This window comes from Sphingobium phenoxybenzoativorans, assembly GCF_001757355.1.
GTDB lineage: Bacteria > Pseudomonadota > Alphaproteobacteria > Sphingomonadales > Sphingomonadaceae > Sphingobium > Sphingobium phenoxybenzoativorans.
Genome location: NZ_MINO01000032.1, coordinates 1 through 19,544, shown reverse-complemented (window position 1 = coordinate 19,544; position 19,544 = coordinate 1). Strand labels below are relative to the sequence as shown.

General features: G+C 63.2%; 16 protein-coding genes. 3 read left to right on the top strand and 13 right to left on the bottom strand.

All coding sequences use genetic code 11. From position 1 onward, the window contains the following. The first annotated feature begins 8 nt into the window (after window positions 1-8). Together BHQ40_RS14820 and BHQ40_RS14815 are read left to right on the top strand one after the other, a co-directional pair. Window positions 9-752 (top strand): SDR family NAD(P)-dependent oxidoreductase, encoded by a 744-nt coding sequence (locus tag BHQ40_RS14820; RefSeq protein ID WP_070156635.1) that lies wholly within the window; start codon window positions 9-11, stop codon window positions 750-752. Beyond that, window positions 730-1,176, top strand: a complete 447-nt coding sequence (locus tag BHQ40_RS14815) for a VOC family protein (RefSeq protein ID WP_253183371.1) — start codon at window positions 730-732, stop codon at window positions 1,174-1,176. The genes BHQ40_RS14820 and BHQ40_RS14815 overlap by 23 nt, the downstream gene beginning before the upstream one ends. Here BHQ40_RS14815 and BHQ40_RS14810 read toward each other — a convergent pair. The 5 genes from BHQ40_RS14810 to BHQ40_RS14790 all read right to left on the bottom strand — a co-directional run bounded on the left by BHQ40_RS14810 (window position 1,163) and on the right by BHQ40_RS14790 (window position 8,950). Beyond that, on the bottom strand, window positions 1,163-1,870 hold the full coding sequence (locus BHQ40_RS14810) for an SDR family oxidoreductase (protein WP_083276948.1): 708 nt from the start codon (window positions 1,868-1,870) through the stop codon (window positions 1,163-1,165). The genes BHQ40_RS14815 and BHQ40_RS14810 overlap by 14 nt on opposite strands. A gap of 91 nt (window positions 1,871-1,961) precedes the next feature. Continuing rightward, window positions 1,962-4,067: a molybdopterin-containing oxidoreductase family protein gene (locus BHQ40_RS14805; protein ID WP_171905864.1), complete on the bottom strand. Its 2,106-nt coding sequence runs from the start codon at window positions 4,065-4,067 to the stop codon at window positions 1,962-1,964. Window positions 4,068-4,235: 168 nt separating this feature from the next. Further along, the gene (locus BHQ40_RS14800) at window positions 4,236-5,450 is read right to left on the bottom strand and encodes an MFS transporter (protein WP_070156633.1); all 1,215 of its coding nucleotides are present in this window, start codon (window positions 5,448-5,450) and stop codon (window positions 4,236-4,238) included. Between the two features lie 409 nt (window positions 5,451-5,859). Next, window positions 5,860-7,326, bottom strand: coding sequence for an aldehyde dehydrogenase (locus BHQ40_RS14795; RefSeq protein ID WP_070156632.1), 1,467 nt, complete (start codon window positions 7,324-7,326; stop codon window positions 5,860-5,862). Window positions 7,327-7,336: 10 nt separating this feature from the next. Continuing rightward, window positions 7,337-8,950, bottom strand: a complete 1,614-nt coding sequence (locus tag BHQ40_RS14790) for a GMC family oxidoreductase (RefSeq protein ID WP_070156631.1) — start codon at window positions 8,948-8,950, stop codon at window positions 7,337-7,339. 463 nt (window positions 8,951-9,413) lie between these two features. Here BHQ40_RS14790 and BHQ40_RS14785 point away from each other — a divergent pair, with 463 nt between their 5' ends. After that, window positions 9,414-11,504: a TonB-dependent receptor gene (locus tag BHQ40_RS14785; RefSeq protein ID WP_171905863.1), complete on the top strand. Its 2,091-nt coding sequence runs from the start codon at window positions 9,414-9,416 to the stop codon at window positions 11,502-11,504. Between the two features lie 310 nt (window positions 11,505-11,814). Here BHQ40_RS14785 and BHQ40_RS14780 read toward each other — a convergent pair whose 3' ends face one another. The 8 genes from BHQ40_RS14780 to BHQ40_RS14745 all read right to left on the bottom strand — a co-directional run. Beyond that, window positions 11,815-13,059: a thiolase family protein gene (locus tag BHQ40_RS14780; RefSeq protein ID WP_070156629.1), complete on the bottom strand. Its 1,245-nt coding sequence runs from the start codon at window positions 13,057-13,059 to the stop codon at window positions 11,815-11,817. 21 nt (window positions 13,060-13,080) lie between these two features. Further along, window positions 13,081-13,872: an SDR family NAD(P)-dependent oxidoreductase gene (locus BHQ40_RS14775; RefSeq protein ID WP_070156628.1), complete on the bottom strand. Its 792-nt coding sequence runs from the start codon at window positions 13,870-13,872 to the stop codon at window positions 13,081-13,083. A 10-nt stretch (window positions 13,873-13,882) separates the two neighbouring features. Beyond that, complete coding sequence (locus BHQ40_RS14770) at window positions 13,883-15,040, bottom strand: acyl-CoA dehydrogenase family protein (RefSeq protein ID WP_070156627.1); 1,158 nt, start codon at window positions 15,038-15,040, stop codon at window positions 13,883-13,885. Between the two features lie 47 nt (window positions 15,041-15,087). Further along, complete coding sequence (locus BHQ40_RS14765; protein ID WP_070156626.1) at window positions 15,088-15,870, bottom strand: enoyl-CoA hydratase/isomerase family protein; 783 nt, start codon at window positions 15,868-15,870, stop codon at window positions 15,088-15,090. Further along, window positions 15,867-16,688 carry an alpha/beta fold hydrolase gene (locus BHQ40_RS14760; protein WP_070156625.1) on the bottom strand — a complete coding sequence of 274 codons (822 nt, stop codon included), beginning with the start codon at window positions 16,686-16,688 and terminating at the stop codon, window positions 15,867-15,869. Before BHQ40_RS14760 ends, BHQ40_RS14765 begins: the two co-directional genes overlap by 4 nt. Beyond that, a complete protein-coding gene (locus BHQ40_RS14755) occupies window positions 16,685-18,046 on the bottom strand; it encodes an MmgE/PrpD family protein (RefSeq protein ID WP_070156624.1) in 1,362 nt (453 codons plus the stop codon). Before BHQ40_RS14755 ends, BHQ40_RS14760 begins: the two co-directional genes overlap by 4 nt. Before the next feature lie 45 nt (window positions 18,047-18,091). Further along, a complete protein-coding gene (locus tag BHQ40_RS14750; protein ID WP_070156623.1) occupies window positions 18,092-18,568 on the bottom strand; it encodes a MaoC/PaaZ C-terminal domain-containing protein in 477 nt (158 codons plus the stop codon). Between the two features lie 2 nt (window positions 18,569-18,570). After that, window positions 18,571-19,544, bottom strand: a 974-nt coding sequence (locus BHQ40_RS14745; RefSeq protein ID WP_070156622.1) for a CaiB/BaiF CoA transferase family protein, incomplete at its 5' end; no start/stop codon positions are given.

Here is a 19,544-nt window from a genome sequence, read left to right as displayed (position 1 = left end):
TACAGAGAGTGAGCACATCGGATAGAAAGATCGCGCTGGTGACAGGCGGGAGCAGCGGGATCGGTTTTGCAATCGCGCAAAAAATGGCGACGCAGAACATGCGCGTCATCATCACGGGGCGGCGGCAAGACGCGCTTGATCCTGCGGTTGCCAAGCTTGGCGGCGACGCGGTCGCCATCGCCGCGGATGTCTCAAGCCCCGCTGGCCTGGCAGCGCTGTTCTCTAAGGTTCAAGCCGATTTCGGATCGATCGACGTCCTGGTCGCCAATGCCGGCGGTGGTGTTCATGCGCCGCTGGGGAAGATCACCGAGCAGGACTATGACCAGCAGTTCGACACGAACGTCAAAGGCATCGTGTTCACGGTTCAGGGGGCATTGCCACTCATGAAGCCGGGTTCGTCCATCGTTGTCGTCGGATCGACGGCATCGATTGATCCCGGCCCCAACATGAGCATTTACGGCGCGACAAAGGCGGCTGTCCGCAATCTGGTCCGCAGCTGGGTGAGCGACCTCAAGGGTTCTGGCATCCGCCTCAATATCGTCAGCCCCGGCCCTACAAATACGCAGTCGCTGCGCGATGCCTTTGGCGAGCACGCGGAAGAAGCTCTGGCATTCCTCAACGACAAGAGTCCGATCGGCCGCATTGGTGAGCCTGAGGAGATTGCGGAGGTCGCGGCGTTTCTTGCGAGCGATGCCGCCAGCTACGTCAACGGCATCGAACTGTTTGCCGATGGCGGCGCGTCGCAAACCTGAAGATGCGCGGATCATGTCCACGGATATCATCAATCACATTGAACTGCCCGTCGCGGACGCGGAACGTTCGCGGCAGTTTTACGAAGCTGCCCTCGCGCCGTTGGGGATGTCGCTCGTCATCAGCATCGATCCGAGCCGCACGTCTCATGGCGGGGCGCGGCACGGTTTTGGCAAGAATGGCTATCCGAGCCTGTGGTTTCACGAGCAGGGAGGAGAAAAGCTCCCGATCCATCTGGCATTTTCCGCCGATGACAGGGAGACCGTGAGAGCGTTCCATGCGGCAGCACTGCGCAATGGCGGGGCGGACAATGGTGGCCCCGGCATTCGCGAACAGTATCATGCGGATTACTACGCCGCCTATGCCCTAGATCCCGACGGCAACAATATCGAAGCCGTCTGCTTCGCCGTGCCTAATATGTGCTGAAACCGCCGTCGACCATCAGCATATGACCAACGACGAAAGAGGAGCCATCGGAGCACAGCCATAGTGCTGCTTCGGCTATCTCCTCGGGCAGGCCCATCCGGCCGATCGGGTGCTTAGCTAGAATGGGATCGAGCGCGTTGGGGTTGTTGGCAAGATATTGGGAAACAATCGGCGTATCGATCGCGCCCGGACCGATCCCGTTGATCCGAATTCCCGCCCCGGCGTACTCGCGCGCCACAGACCCCGTCAGGCCCACGACCGCGAACTTCGAGCCGCAATAAGTTGACAGCGATGCTTGGGCGATACGGCCCGCGGCCGAGGCGACATTGACGATCGCGCCTTTGCCTTGCTGCACCATATGGGCCAGCTGATGACGCATGCAGAGCCAGACGCCCTTGGTGTTCACGTCGAACAGACGGTCGTAAAGATCGTCCGGCTGTTCGAGCAGTGGTAATGCAGGCTGCGTTATCCCGGCGCAGTTGACGGCGAACTCGATCGTGCCGAAGGCCGAGACGCCTTCGTCGATCACCGCTTTGACCTCGCTTTCATGTGCAACGTCGGTCTTTCGAAACCTCGCCTGCCCACCCAGTGCCTCTATCATGCTGACCGTTTCACGTCCGCCCGCCTCGTCGCGATCGGCAATCATTACGCGCGTCCCCTGACGTGCAAACGCCAGCGCCGTCGCGCGGCCCATTCCGGAGCCCCGCCGGTTATGATTGCAGCCTTACCGTCGAACTCCGGATATGTTGGCATTTTACCGCTCCTCTTGATGGATGAATCGAACTTTATTCCGTGGTCATTTCGGCGGGCTCGATCGCGACGGGCACGGCGCCCATGAGCGGGATGCCCGATATCGAATCGTGCAACTCGTCCATTCGGAGCAGCCGGTTGACATTCGCTCCACCGCGCGAGGGATCCTCGTCCTCGCCGGGCATTGCGCCGTAACCATGGCTCATTGATACGACCCCCGGACGTAGCCCAGCCCCCGCCTCTGCAATCGCGATGATCTCTCCGTGAGGGGAACTGATCCTGATCGGGGTGCCCGGCTGGATATGAAGTCTTTCAAGGTCCGCGGGCGCCATGAATGCCGGATTGTCATGCCGTTTGTGCATGCCAGGCGTTCGCCGGTACATCGAGTTGACCACGCCATCGCTGCGCCGGGGGGTGAGGCGGAAAGGAAACGCAATATCGGATGGGCTTGCCTCAAGCGTCGGCGCGTACCGTACAAGCTCCGCCATCATGAGAGAGTCGCCTAGGTTCAGTCGATCGGAGCAGCTCGGATCTCGTGAGCCTATGATGCGGTCGGCCTCCGCATAGACCCGGCCGGCGCGCGCATCGCGGACGACGCCGAGCGGAACAACGGATCCCTCGCAGAGCAGATCGATCATCTCCTCGGAAGTCGGCTCGCGCGTCATATCCACAGGACGCATGCCGCCGTCCGCACCCGGAATTTGAAGCTGCAATCCCATCCGCTGGGCCAGCCTGAAAAAGAATTGCCATTCTTCAATCAGATCCGATCCGCTTGGGGCATTGAGGAGGACAGGAGTGTGGTGGGCATATCCTTCGTCCCATCCATAGCCGTGATGGACCTTGCGCACCTGCTCGGCGAATTGAGTGGTCGCCGGGGTTTCGAGGATCGTTTTTATCGCGATGACATAGTTCGCCAAGTCTGCGGTCTCGGACATCTCGACCGTAGGCACGATCAACAGGTCGAGTTTCGCAAGCGCTCGTCGGGCTCGTTCAGTGTCTGGCCAGGAGGAAGCCGGATTGCCCAGTGCGATCAAGGCACGAACCTGCCCCGGTCCGTCGAGAAGAATCTCGTCGGGCAGGCCGCTCGCCGGCATGCCGACCACCGATTGCTTGAGATTGCGGACGCGTAGCCTTTCGTCGCCGAACAATGGTTTGAGAGGCAAAGGCTGGGCGGTCGGCGGCATGGTGGGCGGCAGCAGGACCGACGGGCCCGCAACGCGCGTCCCCGCGCGCGGCCAGAAGCCGCGCACCGTCTGCAGGCATCGTAACAAGTAGAAACAAAGGTTGCCGTGTCCGCTCATGCTGATGCCGGTGCCACCGGCGACATAGCCCATCTTCGCTTCCCCCAGGATATGGGCCGCGTCGATGATGGCCTGGGCGTCGAGCCCGGCGTGGCGCGCGACGCGCTCGGGAGTGAAGGGGGCAACGGCCCGCGCGAGACTGTCGAAGCCCTTCGCATTCAGGGCGAGGAATTCGCGATCGACCTTGTCGCTGGCGATGAGAAGATGGATTATCCCGGCTATTACCGCGACATCGGTCCCGGGGCGGGGCTGCAGGTGTACGTGCGCACGTCGCGCCGTTTCGCTGCTGCGAGGATCGACGACGATCAGCTTCATCCCGTCGTTGACGCTGTCCTTGAGACGCCGGGCTGGATTCTGTGACAGATATTGATGCGATATCACGGGGTTCGCACCAATCACGAGCGCGGCGTCAGCGTCGGCAGCGCGTACCTCGCCTCCGCCCCACTCACCGTGGAGCGTGCGGCCAATGATGAGGCCGGGCTGGTCAAGCGTCTGCACCGAAAAGATCATCGGCGTCTGGACGGCGTTGGCGAACGCCCGAGCCACCGAGTAGGTAATGGAAGAAGCGTTCTGCGCGCTCGCGAACCAGAATGCCACGGATCGCGGCCCGTGCTGCTCGATCAGCGCCGAGAGCCTGGCCGCGATCTCGTCGATGGCGGCGTTCACTTCGATGGCTTGCCGGCGTCCTGCGGCATCCTTTTCCAGACTGTGAAGGACGCGGGCCGGGTTTGCGTGTATCTTCGGGAGCGACCGGCCCTTGATGCATGTGTAGCCCCCATAAAGGGGATTGGTCCGATCGCCGGTAACGCGAAGCGGAAGATTATCCTCGATTTCCACCACGGTCGCGCATAAGGCCATCTGCCGAAAGTAGGTTCGGAACGACTGGTCATTTCGTCCTCCGCAGGGGGGCTGAGACTTCTGCGCTGCTCAGTGTGTCAAGGTCTCGCCTCGGCAGGAAATTTCTCCGACAAGACCAATTGGCGCGGCCCAAGATCTAGACTGCGGACGTCAGGAGGGCGCGCCGTCACCCGGGACTGCCCGACGTAAAGTTTGAGATGTCGATTTGCCGCGCTCGGAAATGGCCAGCCGGCCGAAGCCCAGCGCTGCTCCCGCAAGAGCGCACGATACCGTCAAGAGTACGGTGTCATAGGATCGTGTTCTGTCGAAGAGGAAGCCGGCGAGCGGGGCGGCGCCAAACAGGAATGGCACCATGATAAAATAACCGAATCCCATTGCCCGTCCGACATTGGCGGCTCTGAAAAGATGACTCAGCGCCATGCCATGAAGCGGAACAAGCGCCCCGAGGCAGAGCCCGATTATTGCCGAAAGCCCGACCATCATTGGCAGCCCGTCAGCGAGCGTCAGCGACAGCCAGCATAGAACGAGCGCCGCCGCGTTGATCGCTAAGGCAAGAAACGGACCGATCCGATCGGCAAGCCATCCAAATGCCATTGCACCAAGTATCGCGGCGAGCCCGAACGCCGACATCAAACTGGCCGCGGAAGGAAGGTCGATCCCTTTGGATGTCGCCATGGATACACTGTGCACGGCAAAGATGGTGGAGGCGCCCGACATGACTCCGATCGCGAGACTCACGATCCAGAAGCTCCCATTGGCCAGAAGGCTTCGAATTGGCAGGAAGTCCTGACCCGCGGCGTTCGGCTCGATGTCAGTCCCCGCGTCGGACGGCTCGACGATCAGCGACAAAATGGGAATAAGAAGCGCAAATATCGCAGCCAACGATAGAAACAGTAGCGGGCGTCCGCCCGACAGAATCAACACTGCTGCGATCGGTGGCCAGATCGTGAGAAATAACAGCATGTTGGCCAGCCCCAACGCCTTGCCGCGATCTTTGTCAAACCAGCGGCTGATCATCAGCGATACGGGGATAACGCTTAACAAGCAGACCCCTGGACCGATCAGAAGCGCATATGCCGAGGCAACAAGAGCAAAATTATTGGCTTCGGCGAGCAGAAGATTGCCGAGAATATTTAATATCGCTCCCGCGATCATCACCGATCTTATGGAAAAGCGCTGCAAAGCCATTCCTACGAGGGGCGATACAAGGCCGAGGGCAAGATAGACCAGCCCAAGCGCGCTCGAGGTGGCGGCGCGAGTTACTCCGAACTCGGTTTCGATCATGGCTAGCGCGGGGCCGAAGGTGCCAAAAGTCACGCCAGTCGCGCAATTGATGGCCAGGAACCCGACGACACCATCCTCCACGGTGAAGGTGAGCCCCGTCGCATGCTATTTGCCATCAACATGAAGCCTCTCACCAGCTACTGCCCGCAAGTGTACAAACCCGCGATGTCATTTCCTGGGTGCTAACCAGATGGTTTGAACACGTCGATAATGCAGAACTAATTTTCGCAATGCGAAATTAGTTAGGCCGGATCTTAGAACGGAAAGGGGAGAGCGTGTGGCTCGCCAGACGTCTCCCTGCTGCATACGTGGTCGTCCAACGGTGTTCGCCAGCGTCGCTGAAACCGGGAACCAGTCCGAAGGATCCATGTGTCGCCATCAGCCCCTAAGGATGTCGAGCCGCGCTGGCTTGGGCTCCATTCCCTTCACCAGCCGCCCGATGAGCAGCAAAACAATGGCAACGCTCGACCCGATCTCTTCCCGGCCAGTCCTAGCTCTCCAGCAAAATTGTCTTGGTCTCGGTATAATGCCGAAGGCCTTCGATCCCGCCCTCTCGGCCGATGCCCGACTGCTTGAAGCCGCCGAAAGCGATCGTGAAGTCATTCCTGAACGCGTTGTGGGCGACGGTTCCCGACCGCAGCCGGCGCGCAGCCGCAATGGCGCGGTCGCGGTCGTTGGTGAAGACCGACGCGTTGAGACCGTAATCGCTGCGATTGGCGATCTCCATCGCGTGCTCCTCGTCGTCGGCGATCATCATCGAGAGCACGGGCCCGAAGATTTCCTCCTGCGCGATGCGCATATGGCTTTCGACGTTTGTGAACAGCGTGGGCTCGATATAATATCCGCGCTCCAGATCGGACGGCCGCTTGCCGCCCGCGACCAGTTGCGCGCCTTCGCTTTGTCCCTCGGCGATATAATATTCGACCTTCTCGCGCTGCCGCGCCATCGCCAACGGACCTAGCTCGGTCGCGGGATCGAACGGATCCCCGATCCGGACGGTATCGAATCGCGCCTTTATCGCCTCGGCGACCCTGGCGTGCTTGGTGCGCGGAACGATGATCCGGGTCAGCGCCGAGCAGGCTTGACCCGCCATGATCAGCGCCGCCTCGGCGACGGTGACGGCGAATGTGTCCGGATCATAGTCGTCTAGCAGGATCGCCGGCGATTTGCCGCCCAGTTCGAGCGTGCAGCGGGCGATGCGATCGCCGCAGATCCCGCCGATGCGGCGTCCGGCCGCGGTCGATCCGGTGAAGCTGACCTTGTCGACCCGAACGTCCCTGACCAGGAGTTCCGAGTTTTCGCGATCCGCGACCAGGACGTTGAGCACGCCTTCGGGCAGGCCGATCGCCTCCGCGGCCTCGGCCAGCAGATACAACGTTCCCGCCGCCTCGGGCGACGCCTTGAGGATCACCGTGCAGCCTGCGAGCAGCGCTGGCGCGCATTTCCAGTTCGCGAGCATCAGCGGCCCGTTCCAGGGCACGATCGCCGCCACGACCCCGACAGGCTCGCGCACGAGCAGGCCGGAGCCCCCGCCGGCCGGCGCATGCGGTTCCACGAACGGAAAGCTGTCCCCCATGTCCGCGTGATCGGCATAGATGCCCGTCAGCATCGGCATGAGCTGGGTGTTGATCGAAAAGAGCGCCCCCATTTCGCCGGCCCAAACGCCGCTGAGGATCTCGGCGCGGGCTGTAAGCTCCTTCGACAGCGCGCGCAGGAAGCCGGCCCGCTCCCCAAGGCTGAGCCGAGGCCACGGGCCTTGGTCGAACGCCGTGCGAGCGGCGGTGATCGCAGCATCGATATCGGCCGGACCAGCGGCGGCGAGCCGGAAGAAATTTTCCTCGGTCGCGGGAGAGACGACGTCGATAACCTCGTCTGATGTCGGGGCGACCCAGCGCCCGCCGATGAAGAGCTGGTCGGGATGCGCGATGACCCCGCGAAAATCGTCCTGTATGGGCATGCCCTGCTCCTTAAACGCCGGACCGGATCAGATCGGCGGCCTTTTCGGCGATCATCATCGTCGTTGCATTGGTGTTAGCGCTCGTGACGGTCGGCATGATCGATGCGTCCGCTACGTGAAGCCCGTTCACCCCGATAACGCGAAGGTCCGGGGTGACCACGGCGTCGTCGCCCGTTCCCATCCGGCAGGTGCCGACGATATGATAGCCGCCCGCCACCGTAGCGCGGACGTACTCCTCCCAGTCTTCGGTCCGGGTGGGGACGGGGGCGGGGACCCGGTCCCCGGTAACGATCTTGGCGAAGGCCGGCGTGTTGAAGAGGCGTTCCATCCACCGGCAGGCGCCGATAAGCGCCGTCATGTCCCGCTCGTCGCTGACAAACGAGTGGCGGATACGCGCCGTCCCGTCCGCCTTGAGGCCGACTTCGCCCCGGCTGTAAGGCCGGCATAATGTCGCGGCGACATTGAGCGCGGGGGTTTTCGGCAACGTAATCCGGCCGTCGGGCTCGAAATTATAGCTCAGCGGGATGAAGTGCAGCTGCATGTCGGGCTCGGCTAGCTCGGGACGGGTGCGCGCCAGGGCCATGGCCTGCGCGATCGGCTGCGTCATCGGGCCGTGACGGTTCCACAGGAACTGCAGGGCATAACGAAACATGTCGAACGGCCCCGATGCGCTGCTGAGCGTCGGCCGGTTGACGAATTTGTGCAGACCGACGGTCGGATGTTCCTGAAGATTGCGGCCAACGCCGGGAAGGTCCCGTACGGTCGCAACGCCGGCATCCTGAAGTGTCGCCCCCGGTCCGATTCCCGAGCGCAGCAGCAGGGTCGGGCTGCCGATGGCGCCCGCGCTGAGCACTACGCCCCGCCGCGCGGTCGCTTCCCAGCGCTGCCCGCCGCGCGTGAAGGTCACGCCGTTCGCCGTGCCGTTCTCGAGCCCTATCCGCTCGGCCGCGGCATGGGTCAGGACCTCGAGGTTGGGCCGTTTCATGACCGGACGGAGAAAGCCTTTGGCCGCGCTGCAACGCCAGCCATTGCGCTGGGAGACCTGCGTCAGAAACGCACCGTCCATGTCGCCACTGTTATAGTCGTCGAGGATCCTCAGGCCGATATCGCGGCAGGCTTCGAGAAAGACCTGGGTGAGCGGATGGGCATCGCGCATCGGGGTGACCGACAGCGGGCCATCGGTACCACGATTGGCATTCGGCGCGCCGTGCCAATGTTCGAGCTTCTTGAGATAGGGAAGCACGTCCTCGTAAGACCAGCCTTGTGGGGCGGTGTCTCGCCAGCGATCATAGTCGCTCGCCGTGCCGCGAATGAAGATCTGGCCGTTGATCGAGCTCCCGCCCCCCAGCATGCGGCCGGCGGACCAGGTCTGGGCCCGGCCGTTTGCGGCCGGGTCGGGCTCGCCAGGGTAGAGCCAGTCGAAGCGGGAGTTGCCGACGAGCCTGGTGTAGCCTGCGGGAATCTGCACGAGCAACTGGCTGCCATCGCTGCCCGCCTCCAAAAGTAGGACCTTGTTACGCGGGTCCTCGGATAGCCGAGCAGCCAGTACGCTACCGGCTGAACCTCCGCCGACCACCACGTAATCGGCGTCGATGAGCCTGGGATTCCCACCTCCTGCTGCCATTATCACTCTCTCCGGTATGACTACTTCGGTATCGGCGAATCTAGCTATGCCGTTCGCGGCTGGTCGTCAATAAAATGAAACCAATATTCGCACAGCGGAATTATAACCCTCCGCCGGCCCTTCCCGGGTGTGCCGGCCGGCGTGCTGAGGAAGGCTGCCAGAAGAACGGATATGTTCCGTTAAGCGAAATCAGATTTCGCGTATTGACACGTTGTGGTTCTATGGAACATACCCTCCTACGGCGCGCGGCGGTCGCGATCGTTGCGATGTGCCATCGCAGTATGCGGTGAGAGAGAAAACAGAAGTCGGGGAGAGCGCTATGTTAGCCAGAACAACTTGGATAATTTCGGCCGCGTCCATCATTGCGCTAAGCGCGGCCCCGGCCGTGGCGCAAACGGCGCCGCCGGCGCAAGCCGACGATACGGCAAACGGCAGCGATGCGCCGGCACCCGGGGAAATTGTCGTGACGGCACGTAAACGCGCCGAGTCGGTACAGACTGTGCCGACCGCCGTCACTGCCATCAGTCCGGAGCTCATTGAGCAGCGCAACATCGGCAAGCTCGAGCAGCTGGGAGCCATCGTTCCGGGCGCCACGCTCAAGCAGGCGCCTTCCATCCCGACCGAGGTTCAGCCATTCATCCGCAGCATAGGCGACCGCTCGTCCGAGCCCAGCCAGGACCTGTCGAATGCGATCAGCATCGATGGCGTGTATCTTGCGACGGCCGCAGGCTCGAACGTCGATATTTTCGACGTAGAACAGGTCGAGGTGCTGCGCGGCCCGCAAGGCGTTCTTCAGGGACGCAACTCGGTCGGCGGCGCGCTCAATATCAAGACGCGCAGGCCTTCGGGCGAGTTCGGTGCGCGAGCGCTGGCGAGTTACGAGCGGTTCGGCCTTCTCCAGCTCAAAGCCTTTGTTGAAGCCCCCGTCGTCGAAGATCTTTTGGCGGTCAAGCTTTCGGCATTTCGGACGAAAGGCGGCAATTATCTGCGTAACATCACGACCGGAAAGCGCGATGTCGGCGGCCAGTCGGTTTATGGGGGGCGCCTGGGCATATTGCTGACGCCCGGCGACGACTTCACGGCCTATCTGACGGCGGAATATACAAGGGACAGCTCGCCGCCGCCGGCCATCCGGGCGCGCAATCACGCGGACACGCTTCCCGCGCCCTATGAAGGCGCCCTGCCCGAGGGGCCTCCCGCCGTGTGCGCAACCTTTGGTGAATGTTCGACCTATCCGGTCGGGAAGGATGGCTTTGGCTTCTTTGGTCCGAACCGTTCAAAGGTCCGCGCCATCACACTCAATGCCGACTGGGACCTGGGGCCTGCGACGCTGACCTCGATCACGGGCTACCGTGCGACGGATCAGATCCTTACGATCGATCTCGATGCGACCCCTTCCACCGTCTATAATCTTGCGCCCCGCAAGGTGCGGGCGAGGGCGTTCAGCCAGGAAGTGCGGTTGACGTCCGACGACAGCAACAGGTTCAAATGGCTGGTCGGGGGCTATTATCTGCGCTCGCGTATCGATGTGCAGCAAAGCTCCGAGATCGGGGGACCGCTGTTCGGTCTGCCATCGACCGTATTGCTGACAAATACTGAATTTCGCAGTCCCGACACGGACAGCTATGCGCTGTTCGGTCAGGCAAGCCTTGATATCACCGACAAATGGGATGTCTCGCTTGGCGGTCGCAAGACCTGGGATCGCAAGCGGCTCGTTTCCACGCCGTCCCCGACCAGCGGCACCGGACGCTTTTCACGCCAGTTCAGCGAGTTCACGACCGAACTGTCCACCCGTTACCGGTTCAACCGCGATCTCATGGCCTATTTCCGCTTTGCGCAGGGATATCGCGGCGGCGGCTTCAATGGCTCTGCCACGAGTATCGCGGCGATCAACTCATTTGAGCCCGAGACGATCGACTCATATGAATTGGGCCTCAAGACCAGCCTGTTCGACCGTGCCGTCACGTTCAACCTCACGGCCTTCCATTACGACTACAAGGATGTGCAGCTGATCGCGATCGATGCGGTGCCGGGACTTGGATACGTCAATCGGGTCATCAACGCACGCGGTCTCGGCGCCGATGGCGTGGAAGCTGAATTCGTCATACGCGCATCGGACCGCTTCAAGCTCAGCGGGAACCTCGCCTATCTCGATACGGACTACCGCCCGCAGGTCATCAATTTCGGAACCGGCGACGTCCTGCTCCAAAATGTGCGGAGGCAAAATGCGCCGCGGTGGTCGGGGCTTATTCAAGCCGACTACAACATCCCCTTGGGCGATGGCGAACTGGCGTTGATGTCGAGCTTCAACTACAGGTCGTCAGCGCAGGTCAACGACGTTCCAAGCGCGGTGAGCTTTCAAAAGGCTTATGGCCTGATCGATGCCGAGATCAGCTACAGCGGCCCCGACAAGCGTTATTCGATCGCCCTGTTCGGCCAGAACCTCACGAACAAATATTATATGACTTACGGCGAACCGGTCGGCGGGCTCTTCTATTTCTCGATCGACGGACGTCCGCGTACCTTCGGGGTCAGGGTGACGGGCTCGTTCTGAGCCCGGTCATTCCGGCCTTGCGATAGATCGGTGGCGACCGGCCGGCCGTTTGGGCCGTGCCGGTCGCTTCTTTTTTGAACCGGGCAATGGCATCCGCGGGCGTTTCTCGCGTCTCAAGCGGGACCCCGGATCAATTCTGGGGTGACGGTGAGTCTTCCACCGCTCTTTTCCAACTCAGATGTGGCCGCGCGTTAGGTAGCTTGAATTGCAAGGCGCAGGCGGCTCCGGCGCGCGCCAGAGCTGCCTGCCGCAAGCTGCGGCAGGCGATCACGGGGTAAGCGGGCCGGCCTCTTTGGGGCAGCCCGTGTGGTCAGGGGCGTTCGAGGATCGTCACGACGCAGGCGGCTTCCTCCAGGCCGTGGAACCCGCCGCCATTCTCGGCAAGGCCGAGGCGGGCGCCGTCCACCTGTCGCGCGCCGCACTCGCCGCGTAGCTGTCCGACCAGTTCCACGATCTGAATCGCGCCGGTCGCGCCGATCGGATGACCCTTGGAGAGAAGGCCGCCCGAAACGTTGATCGGAAGCCGGCCGCCGAGCTTGGTCTCGCCGCTCTCGGCCAGCGGTCCCCCTTCACCGTAGGCGCAGAACCCGACATTTTCGCTATGGAGGATTTCGGCGATTGCCGACGCGTCGTGCAGTTCGGCAAAGTCGATATCGCCGGGGTCGACGCCTGCCATGGAGTAAGCGCGCTCGGCCGCTACGCGCGTAAGATGGCGGTTATATTGGTCTGCGGTGCGATCCGAACTGCTGCTGACTCCCATGCCGCGGATCCTGACCGCGCGTTCCGCGGCGCCGAGCCGCGCGACCGCGGCGTCGGACGCGACGATCAGCGCGGCTGCGCCATCGCTCATCGGCGCGCACATCGCGCGGGTCACCGGCCAGATGATCATCCGGTCGTTCAACACCTCGTCGACCGTCATCGGAAAGCGGTACTGGGCAAGGGGATTGTGCACCGAATGGGTATGGTTCTTGGCCGCGACCGCCGCGATCTGGCGCTCGGTCGTGCCGAACCGGTGCATGTGCGCGCGGGCCTGCGCCGCGTAGATATCCATGAAGACCGAGCGTTCGGCGCTCGCCTCGGCGGTGCCGGAAGGAGGCTGCAAGCCTTCGCCCGTCGCCAGGAGGCGGGCGATATGTTCGTCGGCAAGCTCGCGGTCCCAGCTTCCCTTGAACGCGTCGAACATCTCCTTGCGTTTTTCGGGGTAGTTCATTTTCTCAGCGCCTACGACCAGAGCAACCTCGTGGATGCCAGCCTTGACCGCTGCAAAAGCCTGGTAAAGCCCCGAGCTCGAGCTCGCGCAGGCGTTGTCGGTGTTGAAGATCGGAATGCCCTCGAAGCCGTAGGCGCGAAGCGATGCCTGGCCGCGAACGCCATGCTGGCCTTCCAGCGCGCCCTGGCGGGTGTTGCAGAACCACGCCGCCTCGATCGCATCCTTGGCGATGCCGGCGTCGGCCAGGGCTGCGTCGACGGCATCGGCCGTTAGCTGCTTGACCGACTTGTCGAGATGCTTGCCGAGCGCGATCATACCCGCGCCGACGATATGGACATTGCTCATGTTCTATCCTTTCGCCCCCGATCAGGGCATAGCGAAACCGCCGTTGACGCTGATGACCTGGCCCGTGACCCAGGACGCGCGGTCGCTCGCGACATAGGCGATCATCGAGGCGATATCGTCGGGTCCGCCGATACGGCGCAGCGGGTACATCCTGAGCACCTTCTTCTCGCGCTTGGCGTAGTTCTCAGGTCCCATCTGGTCGAGAAGGCTCGCCTCGCGGGCCTGGCGCAAGGACGTGTTCGTCGCCCCGGGGGACACGACGTTCACGGTTACCGACGAAGGGCCCAGTTCCTGCGCCACGGACTTGCACAGCGCGATCACGCCCGCCTTTGCCGCCGCATAATAGGACAGGCGAGCTTGTCCGAGGCGGGCTGAATCCGAGGCGAGGCAGATGATGCGGCCATATTGCCGCTCGACCATCGCCGGAGCGAAAGTCTTGATCAGGTTCATCGGGCCGTAGAGACAGATTTCGGTCATGCGCGACCAGTCGCCATAGTCCGATTCCAGGAACAACTTGTCGGAGACGATCGCCGCGCAGTTGATCAGGATCTCGGGCTCGCCCATTTCGCCGCGGACGGCTTCGGCCATCGCCAAGACGCTCGCCGGGTCGGCGATATCGGCTGCATAGCCCCGCACTTCGGTGCCTGTCGCCTCGGCCAGCTTCCGCGCGGTGGCCGCGATCGCATCGCCATCGATGTCGACAAGCGCCTGCCGGGCGCCCTCGGCGGCCAGCCGCTCCGCGACCCGGAATCCGATTCCGCCTTCGACGGCACCGGTGACGAGCGCGAGACGCTGTGTATCGAGAAGTTCCATCGTCGCCTCCTCAAGCCGCCTTGGGCGGACGCTGCGAGAAGCGGCGCTCGAATATCTCTTCGGCGATCCGGTTCTTCATCATCTCGATCGATCCGCCGGCGATCATCCAGCCGCGCGTGCGGCGGAAACAATATTCGACCAGCGACTCCTTGGAATATCCCATGCCGCCCATGATCTGGATCGATTCATTGGCGGCGTTGAAGCCGGCCTGGTTGCAATAGGCTTTGGCGATCGCCGTTTCGGAAGCGCCAGGCAGGCCGCGATCGGCGTTGACCGAGGCGCGATAGAGCAGCAGCCGCGCAGCATCGAGCTGCATGCGCATGTCGGCGAATTTCCACTGCAGGCCCTGGAACTCGCACAACGGACGGCCGAACTGCTTGCGGTCGATCGCATATTCGCGCGCGACCCGGAAAGCGTATTCGCCCAGCGCCAGCGCGCGCGACGTATTGCCAAGCCGCTCGATATTGAAAGCCGAAATCTGCTTCTTGAACCCGCCCGCTCCAAGCAGGACGTTCTCTTTGGGAATATAGACGTTGTCGAAGAAGAATGTCGTCCACTCCTCGCCCGACATGAACTCCGAACCCTGGCCGAAACGCATGCCCTCGGCATTGCGCTCGACAAGCACGGAGCCGATCCCCTCCAGACCGGGACCGAAGCGGACATAGACGAGGAACAGATGCGCATGCATCCCGTGCGTCGTGAATATCTTCGAGCCGTTGATACGGAACCCGTCGCCGTCCGGGGTGGCGGTCGTAACGAGCTCGGTCGCGGCCGAACCCGCACCGGGTTCGGTCATGCAGACCGACATGATCGTGTCGCCGGCGAGGATGCCGGGCATGTAGCGTTCGAGCAGCGCGTCGCTCGCAAATTCGGAGAAGACGCGCACGGCGCCGAAATTGCCCGCCTGAATGACATCGGCCGAGCGCGGGCAGGCGAGGGCGATCTGCTCGATCGCCAGGACCGCGTCGAAAAGGCTGCCACCCTGGCCGCCCTTGTCTTCGGGGATGGTAATGCCGAGCAGGCCCTGACCGGCAAGCTTCTTCGCCGCATCATAGGGATAGTCGTGCGAATGGGCGCGTTGGTGCGCTCCGGGCTTGAGTTCGCGCTCCGCGAAAGCCCGCACCGAATCTTGGAACATCTGTTGTTCGGCGGTCAGGTTGAAATCCATATCTCTGTCCTTGTTGCAGAAGGGGCCGGCGCGCCGCGCCGCGTCAGCTATTTTCCGGTGAACTTTGCGGGGCGCTTTTCGAGGAAGGCCGAGATTCCCTCCTGCTTGTCCTCGGTGCCGTAAATGGTGGTGACGAGAAATGTCTCGAACTCGAGGCTCGATGCGAGGTCGAGGTCCATGCCGCGATAGACCGCGCGCTTGGACAAGGCGAGGCTGAGCGGTGCGCGCGTCGCGTAAAGAGCCGCCAGGGACTTCGCCTCGGCAAGCGCGGCGCCGTCTTCGACCAGCCGATTGATCAGGCCGATCCGATGCGCGTGCTCGGCGTCGATCGGCTCGGCGGAAAAGAGGATCTCGAGCGCGTTGGCGCGTCCGACGATCCGCGGCAGGCGCTGCGTGCCCCCGGCGCCGGCCACGGTGCCGATGCGCGCGCTGGTGATGCAATATGTCGAGGACCGCGCACCGATCCGCAGGTCGCAGGCAAGCGCCAACTCGAACCCCGCCGTGTAGCAATAGCCCTCGATCGCGGCGATGACCGGCTTGGTGCTGTGCTCGAGCGCCTCGCAGAAGCGGTGCCATTGCCCGAAAAACGTCATTCCGTCCTGCGCGGTCTTGACCTTGATCGCCTCGTTGAGGTCGGCGCCCGCGGCAAAACCCTTCTCGCCCCCGGTCAGGATGATAGCGCTGACCGATGGATCGGACTCCGCGCTGGCGATTGCCGCCATCACTTCGTCGACAAGCTGCAGGCTCAGCGCATTGCGCTGCTTTGGCCGGTCGAACTGGATGACCAGCGCCGGCCCGTCCTGCTCGACCTTGATGGTTTCGTAGCTCATGGCTGTCCAAACTCCGCGAGAAACGGCAGCAAGGCCTGGTTAAATGCCTCGGCCCGTTCGTATTGAATCCAGTGACCGCCGCCCGGGATGAGATCGACGCGCGCGCCGGGCTTGGCCGCGCGCACACGCTCGGCGCGCGCCGAGGGCGAAGGTGTCGCCATTCGGTCGCCCAGTCCCCAGATGAGCTGGATCGGGCAGGTGACCGGGGCGAGATCGCTCTCGATCCGGTCCTGCCAGCTGATGCGCCGCGTCGGGAAGCGCGCACGGCGAACATTCTCGATCTGGAGATCGACGGTCGCCTCGTCGGCCGAGGCGATGTCGGCAAACATGATCTGGCCGAGATTGTGGCGGGCATTGGCGCGCTCGTCGACTTCGACATCGTCACGCGCGCGCATCGGCTTCACCGTGACGTCGCGGCGCTCCGGCCGCCCAAAGCTGCCGGGAGCCACCAGGCTGAGCGCCGAAAGCCGCTCGCCGAGCAGCCTTGCCGCCGCCGCGGCGACGCTGCCGCCGAACGAAAAGCCCACCAGGGAAAACGGGCCGTTACAGGTCCGCAGGATTGCGTCGGCCGCCCAGGCAAAATATTCGTCGTTCGACCAGGTTGACGGGAAATCGGGCGAATCTCCGCAACCCGGCAGATCGAAGGCATGAACGCGAAACCGCTCGCTCAGCGCCGGGATCGTCCGGATCCAGTGCGTCCACGAGCCGGCCCCGCCGTGGATCAGCACGACGTTGGGGCCATCCCCTTCGATCTTGACGGAGAGCGGCGGATAAGCCGTCTCCGCCGATCGCATCAGTTCTGTTCGCGCACCGTTCATTTGACCAGCAGCTTGGCGATGTCGGCCATGTCGGGTGCATCGACCACCGAGCGCAGCGCTGCGATCATCGCATCGGCCCGCTCGCGGCCCATCACATCGACGACCATCGAGCGGAATTTCTCATCGACCTCATCCGACGTCAGGCGCTTGGCCGGCGATCCCTTGGCATCGATGACGAGATCGTCGTGCTTGGCGCCCGACTTGGTGGTCACCGTCACGCGCGCCGGCATATGGCCGACGAAGAGCTCGTCGAGCTCCTTCTCGTTCGTCAGCGTCACGCGTGCCGCCATCGCGCGAATGGCCGGATCGGCGATCGCCTCCATCGTGTAGGCGGCCGGCGTGTTCTTTCCGGTCAGCACGGTCGATGCCAGCGAGAAGGCGGTGCTGAACTGCATGCCCAGGATGTCCTTGGGATCGGTGATCGCGGCATGGTGATGCGATCCCTTCGGATAGCCGACCTCGATCGCCTCGATATCGTCGGGCTTGATGTCGTGCTTGCTCGTCACGTTGCGGATGGCGTCGATCGCCGGGTGAATGATCGCACAGCAGCAATAGGGTTTGAAGAGGACGTGTTGCAGCGTCCAGAACTTGCCCAGGTCGCTGGTCAGCGGTTCGGGGGTATATTCGTCCGGATAGATCTTGAGCAGGCCGCGGGCGCCTTCGAGGATTTCCTCCGGCCCGGTGATTCCGGCCTTCGAAAGCATCGCGGCCTGAAGCCCGCCAATGGCCGCGACGGCGGTGAACATACGCTTCACCGACCCGCCGCCCTGGTCGTATTGCATCAGGCCGCCCGAGAACGTGCCGGCGACGGCAAGCGAGTTGTGAAGGCCTTCGGCGCCATAGCCGAGCAGCTTGCTGACCGCCGCAGCCGTGCCGAACGGGCCGCAGGTGGTCGAATATTGCGGACCGCCGCGCTCGAGCATCGTCGGCGACACGGCCCAGCCGACGCGGCCGCGAACCTCGTAGCCGGTGATCAGCGCGGTCAGGAACTCGCGGCCCGAAAGATGGTCGCGTTCGCTGAGCGCGAGGAGCGGCGGGAGTAGTTCGCCGCCGATATGGCCGTGGATCAGCGGATTGGCGTCGTCATATTCGAAGCTGTGGCCGAACACCGAGTTGATGAAGGTCGCGTTGAAGACCGGGAGCTTGTCCCCGTAGACGACCGTCGATGCTTCGCCCGCACCGCCCGAAGCCTTGTAGGCATCGCGCACGCCCTGCGCCCAAGGAAGATGGGCGCAGCCGATCTGGATGCCGATCTGATCGACCAGCAGGTCGATCGCGATGCCGCGCATCTCGTCGGGAACCTGATCGAGCGTCAGTTGGTCGGCCCAGTTTGCGAGCGTCCGTGTCTCTCCAGTCATTCGAACTTTCCTTTGTCGCTCCGGCTCCTGCCGGAAATTGCAGGTTCAGGCGGCGCGGCGGCGCATCAGGCGGACCTTGTCCATGACGAGGACGTCCTCGCCGGTCTGCTTGCGCACGGTGTGCCGAAAATTGACGATGCCCCGGTCGGACTTCGACGTGGATTCCCGCTTATCGAGGACTTCGAGCACGACATGCACGGTGTCGTTGCAAAAGGTCGGCGCGGGCCAGCGCATATTGTCGATCCCCAGCAGCGCCATGCCGGTATGGTGGATCAGGCCCAGCTGGATCGCGAGGCCTTCGGCGATGATGAAGGTCAGCGGCCCCGGTGACACGCGCTGGCCGAACATACTGTGTTCCTTGATATATTCGGTGCTCATGTGGAGCTCTTCGAACACGCCGGAGATCCCCATGAAGTTGACGATGTCCGCCTCGGTGATCGTGCGCGACATGGTCTTCGCCGTGTCGCCAACCTCGAGATCCTCGTAGAAAAGGCCGGTCGGCCCCTTGAGCTCGCGTCCCATGTTCAAACTCCCGCTAGATCTTCGGCGCGCCGCGCCAGGATGATCTTGTCGTCGGCCAGCGCCGCGATCTCGTCCGCGCCCATGCCGAGCCACTCCTCGAGAACGTCGCTGCCGTTCGCGCCGAGCGCCGGCGCTACACTGGCCAGCGTCGGAGGCGTGCGCGACAGCCTGGCCGGATTGCCGAGCAGCCACAGCGTCTCCCCGCCGGGGGCTTCGACCGCGACGATCATCGCGCGCTCGGTGACAAGCGGATCGTCGACCAGCGCCCCGAGCCCGCGCACCACCGAGGCCGCGACGCCTGCCGCCTGGCACCGGGCCGCGACGCTCTCGGCGTCTTGCGGGCGCACCCAGTCGGCGATCGCGGCATGAATGCGCTCGATATCGGCGAGCCGCGCGGCAACGGCATTGAAGCGCGCGTCCTTGAGTTCCTCGTTGCCGATGAGCTCGGCGAGGGCGTGCCACTGTGCATCGTCGGTAACCGAGATCGCGACGAGTTCCCCATTGGCGGCTTCGAATATGTCGTGCGGCGCGGCGCCCGCGATGCGGTTGCCGAGCCGGATCGGATGGGTTCCTTCGCAGATTAGCTGCGGCCATGCGGCCTGAGTCATCCAGACGCCGACATCGGCCATCGCAAGATCGATGCGGAGGCCCGAACCCGTCCGGTCGCGCTGTCGCAGACCGGCGAGGATTGCGGCATAGGCCGCGGTCGCGGTGGTAAGATCGACCGCCGAGATGCCGAGCTTGACCGCCTTGTGATCGGGATAGCCGGTCATATGCATAAGGCCGGCCGCGGCCTGCACGACGGTATCGAGCGCGCGCTTGCCGCCATAGGCCGAACGCGCACCGAAACCGCTTACCGAGCAATAGACCAGTCCGGGATTGGCCGCGTGCATCGCATCGGCCCCCAGGCCCATCTTCTCGACACTGCCGGGCGCGAGGTTCTCGACGAAGACGTCGGCCTCGGCCGCAAGCTTGA

What these genes read in the sequence shown, in the direction of transcription:
- BHQ40_RS14775 (WP_070156628.1), bottom strand. Translation starts at nt 13,872, where the DNA reads ATGGAACTTCTCGATACACAGCGTCTCGCGCTCGTCACCGGTGCCGTC.
- BHQ40_RS14750 (WP_070156623.1), bottom strand. Translation starts at nt 18,568, where the DNA reads ATGGGACGCGAGCTCAAGGGGCCGACCGGCCTTTTCTACGAGGATCTC.
- BHQ40_RS14765 (WP_070156626.1), bottom strand. Translation starts at nt 15,870, where the DNA reads ATGAGCTACGAAACCATCAAGGTCGAGCAGGACGGGCCGGCGCTGGTC.
- BHQ40_RS14755 (WP_070156624.1), bottom strand. Translation starts at nt 18,046, where the DNA reads ATGACTGGAGAGACACGGACGCTCGCAAACTGGGCCGACCAACTGACG.
- BHQ40_RS14760 (WP_070156625.1), bottom strand. Translation starts at nt 16,688, where the DNA reads ATGAACGGTGCGCGAACAGAACTGATGCGATCGGCGGAGACGGCTTAT.
- BHQ40_RS14815 (WP_253183371.1), top strand. Translation starts at nt 730, where the DNA reads ATGGCGGCGCGTCGCAAACCTGAAGATGCGCGGATCATGTCCACGGAT.
- BHQ40_RS14810 (WP_083276948.1), bottom strand. Translation starts at nt 1,870, where the DNA reads ATGGGCCGCGCGACGGCGCTGGCGTTTGCACGTCAGGGGACGCGCGTA.
- BHQ40_RS14790 (WP_070156631.1), bottom strand. Translation starts at nt 8,950, where the DNA reads ATGGCAGCAGGAGGTGGGAATCCCAGGCTCATCGACGCCGATTACGTG.
- BHQ40_RS14770 (WP_070156627.1), bottom strand. Translation starts at nt 15,040, where the DNA reads ATGGATTTCAACCTGACCGCCGAACAACAGATGTTCCAAGATTCGGTG.
- BHQ40_RS14795 (WP_070156632.1), bottom strand. Translation starts at nt 7,326, where the DNA reads ATGCCCATACAGGACGATTTTCGCGGGGTCATCGCGCATCCCGACCAG.
- BHQ40_RS14780 (WP_070156629.1), bottom strand. Translation starts at nt 13,059, where the DNA reads ATGAGCAATGTCCATATCGTCGGCGCGGGTATGATCGCGCTCGGCAAG.